General features: G+C 38.9%; 15 protein-coding genes. All 15 read right to left on the bottom strand.

Annotation, left to right across the window (positions count from 1 at the left end; all coding sequences use genetic code 11):
- Positions 1–108 precede the first annotated feature (108 nt).
- The 15 genes from C9J31_RS03170 to atpG all read right to left on the bottom strand — a co-directional run bounded on the left by C9J31_RS03170 (position 109) and on the right by atpG (position 12,103).
- Positions 109–516, bottom strand: coding sequence for a hypothetical protein (locus C9J31_RS03170; RefSeq protein WP_107947510.1), 408 nt, complete (start codon positions 514–516; stop codon positions 109–111).
- 111 nt (positions 517–627) lie between these two features.
- Positions 628–1,011, bottom strand: a complete 384-nt coding sequence (locus tag C9J31_RS03165; RefSeq protein WP_054767383.1) for a hypothetical protein — start codon at positions 1,009–1,011, stop codon at positions 628–630.
- A gap of 153 nt (positions 1,012–1,164) precedes the next feature.
- Entirely contained in the window at positions 1,165–1,608 is a 444-nt protein-coding gene (gene fabZ, locus C9J31_RS03160; RefSeq protein ID WP_107923649.1) for a 3-hydroxyacyl-ACP dehydratase FabZ, read from the bottom strand.
- A gap of 59 nt (positions 1,609–1,667) precedes the next feature.
- A complete protein-coding gene (locus tag C9J31_RS03155) occupies positions 1,668–1,952 on the bottom strand; it encodes a DNA-directed RNA polymerase subunit beta (protein ID WP_107947511.1) in 285 nt (94 codons plus the stop codon).
- A gap of 45 nt (positions 1,953–1,997) precedes the next feature.
- Positions 1,998–2,837 carry a flagellar hook-basal body protein gene (locus C9J31_RS03150; protein WP_107947513.1) on the bottom strand — a complete coding sequence of 280 codons (840 nt, stop codon included), beginning with the start codon at positions 2,835–2,837 and terminating at the stop codon, positions 1,998–2,000.
- 24 nt (positions 2,838–2,861) lie between these two features.
- Positions 2,862–3,695 carry a flagellar hook-basal body protein gene (locus tag C9J31_RS03145; RefSeq protein ID WP_107923651.1) on the bottom strand — a complete coding sequence of 278 codons (834 nt, stop codon included), beginning with the start codon at positions 3,693–3,695 and terminating at the stop codon, positions 2,862–2,864.
- A gap of 21 nt (positions 3,696–3,716) precedes the next feature.
- Positions 3,717–4,712: a rod shape-determining protein gene (gene mreB, locus C9J31_RS03140; protein WP_107947515.1), complete on the bottom strand. Its 996-nt coding sequence runs from the start codon at positions 4,710–4,712 to the stop codon at positions 3,717–3,719.
- A gap of 168 nt (positions 4,713–4,880) precedes the next feature.
- The gene (locus C9J31_RS03135) at positions 4,881–5,141 is read right to left on the bottom strand and encodes a sporulation transcriptional regulator SpoIIID (protein WP_010858004.1); all 261 of its coding nucleotides are present in this window, start codon (positions 5,139–5,141) and stop codon (positions 4,881–4,883) included.
- Between the two features lie 383 nt (positions 5,142–5,524).
- The gene (locus C9J31_RS03130) at positions 5,525–6,178 is read right to left on the bottom strand and encodes a M23 family metallopeptidase (protein ID WP_054767381.1); all 654 of its coding nucleotides are present in this window, start codon (positions 6,176–6,178) and stop codon (positions 5,525–5,527) included.
- 37 nt (positions 6,179–6,215) lie between these two features.
- Positions 6,216–7,151: a stage II sporulation protein D gene (spoIID, locus tag C9J31_RS03125; protein WP_107947613.1), complete on the bottom strand. Its 936-nt coding sequence runs from the start codon at positions 7,149–7,151 to the stop codon at positions 6,216–6,218.
- Positions 7,152–7,335: 184 nt separating this feature from the next.
- Entirely contained in the window at positions 7,336–8,649 is a 1,314-nt protein-coding gene (gene murA, locus C9J31_RS03120) for a UDP-N-acetylglucosamine 1-carboxyvinyltransferase (RefSeq protein ID WP_107923654.1), read from the bottom strand.
- A 402-nt stretch (positions 8,650–9,051) separates the two neighbouring features.
- Positions 9,052–9,291, bottom strand: coding sequence for a DUF1146 family protein (locus C9J31_RS03115; protein WP_107923655.1), 240 nt, complete (start codon positions 9,289–9,291; stop codon positions 9,052–9,054).
- Between the two features lie 57 nt (positions 9,292–9,348).
- Complete coding sequence (locus C9J31_RS03110; protein WP_107923656.1) at positions 9,349–9,756, bottom strand: F0F1 ATP synthase subunit epsilon; 408 nt, start codon at positions 9,754–9,756, stop codon at positions 9,349–9,351.
- 24 nt (positions 9,757–9,780) lie between these two features.
- A complete protein-coding gene (gene atpD, locus C9J31_RS03105) occupies positions 9,781–11,196 on the bottom strand; it encodes a F0F1 ATP synthase subunit beta (RefSeq protein ID WP_054767379.1) in 1,416 nt (471 codons plus the stop codon).
- A gap of 49 nt (positions 11,197–11,245) precedes the next feature.
- Entirely contained in the window at positions 11,246–12,103 is an 858-nt protein-coding gene (gene atpG / locus C9J31_RS03100) for an ATP synthase F1 subunit gamma (protein WP_107947517.1), read from the bottom strand.
- Positions 12,104–12,131: the final 28 nt, after the last annotated feature.

Raw genomic sequence — 12,131 nt, 5'->3', positions numbered from 1 at the left:
TTTTATTCTTCCATAATTTCATACTTACCAATGTAGTAAATCATCGTCATCGGCTTTTCCTTCCATAAAAAAAGTGATTCCGTATAATGGGAATCACTTTTTTAGTAATTATCTGTTATTGTCACGGTCTCGAACGTCAACATTGTCGTCAATAACGTCTTTATTATTGGCGCCATTTGTACCGTTCATATTGTCATTTCTTTCAACACCGTTCGCATTTGGCACATTGTCATAGCCATTTGAACTATTTACATCTGCATTAGAACCAGGTGTTGTTGCTTCTGGAATTACATTATTATCGTTAACTGTGCCACGGTCGACACCATTAACATCGCGGTCATTATAGACATCATTTGGATGATCTGGGTCTACTGCATTCTCAACATCATTAACGCCTCTTCGAATGTCGTTCCCTACATCTTCCATGGGAGTCTCTTCAGTTGCATTGTTTCCCCAGTTACACCCTCCAAGGAATACAGTAGCAAGCATTATGGTGAAAAATGACATTTTCCACATAAAAAAACCTCCTTTCTCCGTTAGATACTATGTCAGCAAATACAACTTGTGCATTTGTGATCCTACATAGATTGCCCGGGAAAGAAGGTTACTATCCGATTTTAGTACAAACTATTTTTGTTTTTCTTTTAACAACTGTTCGATATAAGCTGCTTCTGCTTTACAGTTATATGTATAGCTCGTACCTAGCTCTTTTTGCAAAGCCTCAATTGTTTCGACCTGCTTAGCTGTTGGTTCTTCATTTAAAATTTTGGCAATTACCTCATCGATTTTTTGAGCCATTTCTTCATGGAATTCAGTACTCATCAAAACATCTGCTGGGATTTTGTCGATCCATGCCGCATTTTCCTGAAAATAAGACTGCCAGCTAGCAATGAAGTCTTCCATAGAAAAGCGCTCTTCATCCCAACCAATACTTGCCAGGTATGATTCGAAAGATGTTGAAATCGAACGCGTAATGCTAATTTTAACACCTGAAGACAATTCCTTATACATCTATATAATCCTCCTACGTTTTAAAAAACCTCTAATTACATGTATTTCAAATCACAATCGCATATTTGCCATTGTGCTCTCAGAACATAAATCATTTATAAAAAAATTATTCAACTTCATTTTATTTTATAACTTTCAGCCTATAATTGCAAATTAAGCCTGTTTTGGCTGTTCAGGTCCAATCGCAAATAAAATATCTGCCTCACATACAAGCTCACCATCTACAGTGGCAATACCGTGTCCTTTGCCCATTGCACCGCGAAGTTTGACGAATTCCACTTCCAAACGAAGTTGATCTCCTGGCACTACTTGACGTTTAAATCGGCAGTTGTCGACACCAGTTAAAAAGGCTAAACGTCCTTTAAATTGCTCTGCATTTAATAACGCGACCCCACCGACTTGCGCTAATGCTTCTACGATTAATACGCCTGGCATTACTGGGTAACCTGGAAAATGTCCATTAAAGAAGTCTTCGTTAATAGATACATTTTTTAAGCCTACTGCACGTTTACCTTCCTCTAGTTCCACAATACGATCTACAAATAAAAAAGGATAACGATGCGGTAAAATTGCTTGAATTTGTTCTGCTGTTAACATTTCTTTTCCCCCTCGAAATATGTATTTATGTATAACGCAAAGGATGGTAAAGAATATTATTATTCTTTACCATTCATTATGTCAAATATATGCTGCCATGTTTCTGGTTTAAAAACATCCATTGCTTTACCTTCACCTATTACACTGTAGCCTACCATTGCACCTAGGATAGCCGCAATTACGATTAAAACAACAACAAGTACAACACGTAACCAAATCGGAATCAGTCGTATTTGCACCCATCGAACCTCTCGTTGCTCTCCATTTGAGCGTCGTTCCTTCTCTTCTGGTGGCGTTTCGGTTTCTTTTGTCGGCACAGAACGGCGACGTGAATCGTTTGTCATAGATTGTACTCCTTCATTTCTAGCTAAGCATTTAAAATAGGTAACCTATCGAATACCATTAATTAGTCCTAGCATTTGGTCTGCTAATGTTACGGCTCTGGCATTAAATTGATACGAGCGCTGCGTTTGGATTAAATCTGTCATTTCTTTTGATAAATTTACATTCGACATTTCAAGCATACCACTTTGCATGCCGATTTGCTGACGATTTGCTCCCTGTAATTCTGTCAATACTTCGGCCTGCGTATACCCCAACTCAGCTAAGTTATTCGGTAAACCGATATATGTGCCAGAAATATGCTCCATTAATTGTGGCTTTTGGAGTTCTGTTACTGCTAAATCTGTACGAATAATATTACCATTCGCATCAGTTGCCTCCAACACGCCTCCATTGCTGATAGCAAAGCTACTCACATTATCTGGTAATGTAATCGCTTGACCTGATGCATCTGAAAGTGGATAGCCATCAGCATTTACAACCATTGCCGTGCCATTGTTTAATGGTGATAAATAAAAGTCACCCTGACGAGTATACACTGTTTTCGACCCATTTTCACCATCTGGCATCAAAATATTAAAATATTGCTTTGATTTTGTAAAAGCAAAATCAAGGTCGCGATTTGTTGTTTGTAATGAACCCTGTTTATGATTCGTTTGAATTTGGCCAAGCATAGCCCCAACACCATAGCGGATACCAACTGGCGATTGTCGCTCAGCACGATCTTCCTTATCATTATTGAATTGCTGATAGAGTAATTCATTGAAAGTAGATTCCTGCGTTTTATAGCCATGTGTATTACTGTTAGCAATATTATTACTAATTGTATCTAATTTATTTTGCAATTGACCCATTGTATTTGTTGCGGTAATCATTGTACGTAACATGTGATAATGCCTCCAGTTCGCTTGTTATACTTTTCCGATTTCATTGACAGCCTTTTCCATACTGCGATCATATGCCTGTAACACTTTTTGATTGGCTTCAAACGCGCGGTATGCTGTCATTAAATCTGTCATTGTGCGACCAGAATCAACGTTCGAACCTTCAAGGAAATTTTGACGTAGTGTAAAGGATACACCATTCACACCATAAGCAGTCGGTAAATTTTCACCATCTTGTGTACGAATTAAACCGTTATCTTGTTTTTGTAGCATGTTCGGATTTGCTGCAAAAGATACACCAACACGTGCTACTTGTTGATTGTCTACATAAATGGCCCCGTCTTGGTCTAAGCGGAAATCGTCATTTTGTAGTTGGATGCGCTGACCTGCATCAGATAGCACATATAGTCCTTGGGAATTTACTAAATAACCTTGACCATCTAAAGTGAAATTTCCGTTACGTGTATATGCTTCTCCGCCTTCTGGATGAGCTAAACGAAAGAAAATAGATCCACTAACACCATCTTCATTTTGTGGTAAGTATTCATCGATTAAGGCCATATCTGTCGGTAAATCTGTGCTATAAATTTGGCCTTGTATGTAATTTGGCAATGTTTCCTGCATATATATTCCTGTATTCAATGCGCCAACTTGACTCATATATTGCGAACCAGCTTGCTGATTAGCAGGTGCATTCGTTTTGCCCACACTTGACATAAGCATGTCCGGAAATGAACGAATTGTCGATTGGTCAGCTTTAAATCCAGGAGTATTAGCATTGGATAAGTTATTCGTTAATAATTCTGTTCTTCTTTGTTGTGTAATCATCCCTGTTGCTACTGTATAAAACCCTTTAAACAAAGGAATCACCTCATTCTATTATTATAAGGAAGCAGGTACTCGGTCAATATTTTCAAGCATAATGCCTGTACCAATTGCAACACAATCCATTGGATGTTCTGCAATGAAAACAGGAACCTTTAACTCTTCTATTAATAGCTGGTCCATGCCGTGTAGCAAAGCACCACCACCAGTAATTATAACACCACGGTCAATAATGTCCGCCGATAACTCGGGTGGTGTTTTTTCTAATACATTTTTTGCCGATTGTACAATCATCGCTACCGATTCATGTAATGCACGTTCAATTTCCTCTGAATGAATAGTAATAGTGCGAGGCAAGCCTGTCACCATGTCACGACCACGAATATCCATAGAGTCACTGCGACCACCTTTAAATACTGTACCAATCGTCATTTTAATAGCCTCTGCTGTTCGTTCACCAATCAGCAGTTTATATTCTTTTTTAATGTACTGCAAAATATCGTTATCAAAAACATCACCAGCAACCTTGATAGATTCACTCGTTACAATATCCCCCATTGATAGGACTGCGATATCTGTTGTCCCACCACCAATATCAACGACCATATTACCACTTGGTTGGAAAATATCCATGCCTGCACCTATAGCTGCAACTTTTGGTTCTTCTTCTAAATATACTTTTTTACCGCCTGATTTTTCAGCAGCTTCACGAATAGCCTTTTGTTCAACACTCGTAATATTTGTTGGACAGCAGATTAGTATACGTGGCTTTGTTAAAAAACCCTTTAAATTTAATTTATTGATGAAGTGTCTTAGCATTGCTTCTGTAACATCAAAATCTGCAATTACGCCATCTCGTAATGGACGAATTGCAGTTATATTTCCTGGCGTGCGCCCTACCATTTGGCGAGCTTCTTCCCCTACCGCTAATACCTTATTTGTCTTTTTATCAATCGCCACCACAGATGGTTCGTTCAGGACGATTCCCTTCCCTTTTACGTGGATCAATACGTTCGCAGTTCCTAAGTCAATGCCAATATCTTTCGAAAACATTTTATAATTTCTCCTTCCCGCCAGTTCCAACTACATAACGTTCATTTTTATCTGTTTATCTAGAATATTTTATCATAACCTACTGGTAATTTCACCTAAATTTAGTCAATATGTATGTTTTACTTCAATTAAATAGATTGACGTAAAATAGTACAAAAAAAGAACGAATCACTCTTGACTCGCTCTTTCTTTCCACTTGTTTTTCGTTGCCTCTCCTCCACGAATGTGACGTACGGCCTTATGGTAGGCGAGAATTTCCTTCACTTGCTCAGCTAATCCTTCATGAATTGTAGGTAATCGCTCTGTTAAATCTTTGTGCACCGTACTTTTTGAATAACCTGTCATTTTCGCGAGGACACGCACAGTTTCACGCGTCTCAATCAATAATTCACCGAGGCGAATGCAGCGCTTCCGAATGTGCTCGTGCACGTTCTTCGTCCTTTCCACACAATTTCACAAAATGGCTTTGGCATCAGATGCACGTCTGCGCATTTCTTCACCTTATGTAAGGACAAAGCTATTCAGAACACGATTTACACTTTCTGTTAATATGCAAACTTTTTTATTAAAATCTGATTGTTCGCGCTAATATTTAAGGATTGATGCCACCACGATGCTATGCATGAAGTAATTGTCGCATGATTGACATAGCTCACTGTCTTGCACCAATAAACAAATTCCTCTAGAAATTACGTGCTCACGCCGAAAAAGCCACAGTTCGTGGCTTTTTTTAGGTCAGCGCTTTTTGCGTGCAGATATTTTGTCAATGCGAAAGCGCTATGACAGCAACGAACGGGCGCGAATGTAGTTTTTTAAAACGCTAGTAATTTCTTTGGATTAATATATTTTCCGTTTTCTAGCACTTCAAAATGCATATGAACGCCAGCTGCTTGATTCCACTCATTGTCAGTTGCTTTTCCTAGTGCCTGACCTTGTGTCACCTCGTCGCCTTCCTTCACTGCAATGTCCTTCACAGAACTATAGTGCGTTTGCATACCATTCGCATGCTCTAGTACAATTTTATTGCCTGTGAATGCATCTAGTTTTACCTCTAGTACTTTACCACTCATAGCAGCAACTACTTCAAATTCTTCTCCATTCATAGAAAGGGAAATTCCCGAAGAAGTTGTGAACGTTTGATTAAATACCATTAAAGCATTCTCACGTGACTCTTCATTGGCCTCTAGCTCATAAAATTCCTGTGAAACTTGTACTTTACTAAGATTCGTTTCCTTGAATGGATACTTCATGTTTTCAGTACGTGCATTGGTTTCAACTACTGGACCTGGATCCACTTGTGCTAAATCTGGTAACGGAGCCTCTTCTACTTTTGATACGAGACTATTGTAACCAAATAACATACCTGCTAGCATTAGAGCGCCGCCCGCATACACTGCTGGCCAAAACCATGGTTTCTTTTGTAACTGTTCTTTTTGAGAAGTTTTACTATTTTTATCCTCTCTCATTTTCATCACCTCTAGTTGCAGTGTGAACAACTAGAAGTTATTTTAAACATGCATCTATTGTTTTTATCTCAATTTGTTGATAATAATAGTGTAAAATTTCTGCAGCGCTTTTTCCTTCGCTCGCCATCGCCTCTGCACCATATTGGCTCATCCCTACGCCATGGCCATATCCTTGGGTTGTTACACCTACTTTGCCTGTATCCTTATTAAATGAAATAGTAAAGTCAGTAGATGGCAAATTTAATAGCGTTCGCACCTCGCGCCCTGTCCATACATTATTACCTAATTGCAATCGTTCAACACGCCCTGAGTCATTGAAAAACAGCTGAAAGCGACTAAAATCAGCTGCTTGCCATTTAATTGGCCATAAAGCATTCCACTCAGCTAATGTCCATTCTTCCATTGCCGTAAATTTTGGGGATGATTGATCGGAATTACTTGCAACACTTTGCAAATACGGAATGTCATTGCCGCTATAACCATAGGCACTCTCCGTTTTACCATTACTTGTAGAATGAAACATTGCCGTGATTAATTCATTATTATAAAGAAGAACTTGTCCTTTCGTTTCTGTAATCGCTTCGACAATTTTCTTTTCATTTCCCAGGAAATTGCTAGTCCAATTGGCTTTTCTTTGATCCTCATCATAGAAAACTTGTCTAGCAACAGTTGGCGCGATTGTTTCTTTGCCGTAATTTGTCGTTTTTAACGCATATGTCCTTGCCGCAATTGCCTGTGCTTTTAATGCCTCTTTTTTAAACGAAACAGGCATTTCTGCTGCTACAACTCCTGTGATATATGTTTCTAAAGGGATTTTTTCCTTCTGTCCCTCCACTTCTATATAGATTTCACAAGCTTGCTCCGTCTTTAGCTGAGGACTATTGTCCACTTTTCTCTCACTTAATGCCACTGGCAACATATATAATGCACCAATTAAACAAATAACTGCTATACTCATTATCCATTTTTTCATAAGGAATAATATGCTAGATTTTATCTCTTTATGTGAGCAAGGAAATGGAAATGCTATCATGCCCTCAATCATTAATGAGCTTACAGCCTGTCCCTGCACGTTTTCATACAAATTTTGAACATTTTAGTTTACAACATTAAAAAACCTTTTGCTCCCCATGTTAGCAAAAGGTTCTTCATTGTATTTAATTGGCTGGAATATGAATTGTTGATTTTTCATTTGCAACAACTTCCATTGTTGCGACACGCTCAATATCTGCACCAAGTGACGCTAGCTTGCCATGGAAATCTACGTAGCCTCGGTCTAAGTGATGAAGCTTTGTAACACGCGTAACTCCCTCAGATACAAGGCCCGCTAAAATTAGTGCAGCCGCTGCTCGTAAATCTGTAGCCATCACTTCAGCCCCCTGAAGGTTTACAGGCCCTTCGATAAACACAGAACGTCCTTCAATTTTAGCACCAGCATTCATGCGACGAAACTCTTCAACATGCATGAAGCGATTTTCAAACACTGTTTCTGTAATAATACTCGTACCTTCTGCTGTTAACATTAACGCCATCATTTGTGATTGCATGTCTGTCGGGAAGCCCGGATGTGGCATAGTTTTAATATCTACCGCTTTTAAAGCATTCGGTACACGTACGCGTATCCCTTCATCTAGCTCTATAATTTCTACACCCATTTCACGCATTTTTGCAATTAATGCCGTCATATGCTCGGGTTCAGCGTTTTCAATCGTCACATCACCCTTAGTAATTGCAGCTGCAACCATAAATGTACCTGCCTCAATACGGTCAGGAATAATATGATGTTCTGTTCCATATAATGTATCGACACCTTCAATACGAATTGTATTCGTACCTGCACCGATGACACGACCACCCATACTATTTATGAAGTTCGCAAGATCTACAATTTCAGGCTCTTTTGCAGCATTTTCAATCACTGTCGTACCAACTGCTAAAGAAGCTGCAGTCATAATGTTTTCTGTCGCTCCAACACTAGGGAAGTCCAAATATACATTTGCTCCCTTTAAACGCCCCTCAGTCTTCGCTTCTACATAACCGTGCCCAAAAGAAATCTTTGCGCCCATTGCTTCAAAACCTTTTAAATGTAATTCAATTGGACGAGAACCGATTGCACAACCTCCCGGTAAAGCAACTCGTGCAAAACCATTTCGAGCAAGTAAAGAACCCATGACTAAAATTGAAGCACGCATTTTACTTACATATTCAAACTGAGCTTCACTAGATAGTTCTTTCGTTGTATCAATATATACAGTATTTTCTTCAGGTATATATGTAACATCAGCATTTAGGCTTTTTAATACTTCGTTAATTGTATAGACATCTGCTAAGTTAGGGACTTCTTTAATTACATTTTCTCCTTTAGAAGCAAGTAAAGCTGCTGCTAGGATTGGTAACACTGCATTTTTTGCGCCCTCTACACGAACTTTTCCCTGTAGCTTTTGGCCGCCAGTCACTATAATTTTTTCCACCCTACGTCCCTCCGAATTCAATCTCTTAACCTATCGAATATTTATTTAAAAAAAAGATGTATAATGTCATATTCAGTAAACAAACAACTCTATAGTACAACTTTTCACACGCTCGTTCAAGCATCAAAATCACTATTTTAAGGCATTTGTTGATATTTTGCTATTTATTTATTGTACGCATTATTTTTTTTTTTGTGAATGACCAATAACCCGAAACAACTGCTTCAATTTCTAATACATACCCATAGTTTTATAAACAAAAAACCAAAATTCAAGAAATTTATTACAGCATACTTGTACATATTTCAAAGGACCTCATATTTCATTTTATGGAGCCCTTTGAAATATGTACGTATATAATTACACCATTAAAAATAGTTGAGCATTTATACATAATAGAATTTAAAATAGGTATGGCAGTTTTCCAGACCAGCTTGAAATTTGTAAAAAGAAATTTGATACGGCCGTACCAATTGCAATACTCAACAATATATAAATTAACTGTATTTGAAATACTTTATTTTTCTTAAACAGCTTTTCTAACATGAAGGCCTGCAAAGCGTAAAATGTAATAGCAATAAAAAATAGATGCGATACAATACCCATTAAAGCTTCTTGCCCTACTGCTTCATATAGTTCCATGTTGGTTCCTCCATTTAAAAAACGGGCAGAAATTGAATCTGCCCGTTAAAAATTGAATTAGATATTACCCTCATGAACGTTGATACGATTCAACGCACGTTTTAATGCTAGGTCAGCACGTTTGAAATCAATGTTATCTTGTTTACCTTGAAGACGTCCTTCAGCACGTTTAACGGCTTCTTTAGCACGTTGCACATCGATACTTTCAGCTACTTCAGCAGAAGGAGCTAAAATTGAAATCTTTTCTGGACGAACTTCAATGAAACCACCGCTTACAGCTACAAGCTCAGTTGAGCCATTTTCTTTTTTAAGCTTCACTGCACCGATTGCAAGTGGAGCTACCATTGGAATATGGCCTGCAAGTACACCAATTTCACCTGAAGTTGTTTTCGCGATTACCATTGTTACTTCAGAATCGTATACTGGGCCGTCGGGAGTGACAATATTGACTGTAACTGTCTTCATATTTTTTCCTCCTCGTCCCTAGTATTAAACCTCTACGCCCATGCTCTTCGCTTTTTCAACTACTTCTTCAATTGAACCTACTAAACGGAAAGCATCTTCTGGTAAGTGATCGTATTTACCTTCAAGGATTTCCTTGAATGAACGAACTGTTTCTTTAACAGGCACATAAGAACCTACTTGACCAGTGAATTGTTCCGCAACGTGGAAGTTTTGAGATAAGAAGAATTGAATACGACGAGCACGTTCTACTGTTTGTTTATCTTCATCAGATAATTCATCCATACCTAAGATAGCAATGATATCTTGTAATTCACGGTAACGTTGGATTGTACGTTGTACACCAGTAGCCACAGCATAGTGCTCAGCGCCTACGATTTCAGGTGATAATGCACGAGAAGTCGAAGCTAATGGGTCAACCGCAGGGTAGATACCCATTTCTGATAATTTACGCTCAAGGTTAGTAGTTGCATCTAAGTGGGCGAAAGTTGTAGCAGGAGCCGGGTCAGTATAGTCATCGGCTGGTACATAGATCGCTTGAATAGAAGTTACAGATCCTTTGTTAGTAGATGTGATACGTTCTTGTAATTTACCCATTTCAGTTGCAAGTGTTGGTTGGTAACCTACCGCTGAAGGCATACGACCTAATAGGGCAGAAACCTCAGAACCTGCTTGCGTGAAACGGAAGATATTGTCGATGAATAAAAGTACGTCAGCACCTTGCTCATCACGGAAGTATTCTGCCATTGTAAGACCAGTTAATGCTACACGCATACGTGCACCAGGTGGTTCATTCATTTGACCGAAAACCATCGCAGTTTGCTTGATAACGCCTGAATCGCTCATCTCGAAGAATAAGTCGTTCCCTTCACGAGTACGCTCACCTACACCAGCGAATACAGAGATACCTGAGTGCTCTTGTGCGATGTTATTGATTAATTCTTGGATTAATACTGTTTTACCTACACCGGCACCACCGAATAGACCGATTTTACCACCTTTGATATATGGTGCTAATAAGTCTACAACTTTGATACCTGTTTCAAGAATTTCAACAGTAGTTGAAAGCTCATCGAAAGATGGTGCTTCGCGGTGAATTGAATCACGACGAACATCAGCTGGAATCTCTTCACCTAAGTCGATTACTTCTCCTAGTACGTTGAATACACGACCAAGAGTAACTTCACCAACTGGTACTGAGATAGCTTTTCCTGAGTCTGTTACTTCTGCTCCACGTTGTAAGCCATCAGTAGATGACATTGCAATTGTACGAACAGAGTCATCACCTAAATGAAGTGCAACTTCTAATGCAAGAATTGTTGGTTCTTCATTAGGACGTTCAATCTTAACTGTTAATGAGTTATAGATTGCTGGTAATTGGCCGTTTTCGAATTTTACGTCAACAACTGGACCCATTACTTGAATAACATGTCCTTTATTCATTACTGTGTACCCTCCTATCGTATTCTTATACGACATTGGTGAGCTGAGCCTATTCTAAGGCTGCAGCTCCACCAACGATTTCTGTAATTTCTTGTGTAATTGCTGCTTGACGTGCACGGTTATATTGCAACGACAGATCTGCGATAAGATCAGATGCATTATCAGTTGCATTTTTCATAGCAGTCATACGAGAAGCATGTTCACTTGCTTTTCCATCTAATAGTGCGCCATAAACTAAGCTTTCCGCGTATTGTGGAAGTAATACTTCAAGAATTGCTTCACCAGATGGTTCAAATTCATAAGAAGCCTTGCTGTTTACAGGTGCAAAATTTGTTAATGGAAGAAGTTTTTTCTCTGTCACTTCGTTAGCAATTGCGCTGACAAAGTGATTATAGTACATATAAAGTTCATCATACGTACCGTCAATGAACATACCAACAGCATTACGAGCGATTTCTTTAATATCAGCGAATGTTGGTTGGTCAGGAAGAGCAACAACACTGCTGATGACATTATGATCACGTTTCACAAAGTAATCACGAACAACACGACCTACTGCTAAAACCACGTATTCGTCTTTAGATTTATGACGCTCGTTGATTGTACGTTGCACTTGACGTAGGATACTTGAGTTGTAAGCACCTGCAAGACCACGGTCAGAACCAATGACTAAGTAAGCTGTTTTCTTTACAGGACGAGCAGTTAACATTGGATGTCCACTGTCTTTTGTACCTGCTGCAATCGCGCCTACTACGTCCTGGATTTTTTCCATGTAAGGAACGTACGCTTTAGCATTTTGCTCCGCACGACGTAACTTTGAAGAAGAAACCATCTGCATCGCTTTCGTAATTTGTTTCGTACTCTTTGTAGAATTAATACGACCTTTTATTTCGCGTAAGTTTACCACTGGTATTTCACCACCTTTTGTTTTTTAG

The sequence above is a fragment of the Lysinibacillus parviboronicapiens genome, from assembly GCF_003049605.2.
Lineage (GTDB): Bacteria > Bacillota > Bacilli > Bacillales_A > Planococcaceae > Lysinibacillus > Lysinibacillus parviboronicapiens.
The sequence above is the reverse complement of the archived record's forward strand: the minus strand, read 5'-3'. Positions and strand labels throughout refer to the sequence as shown.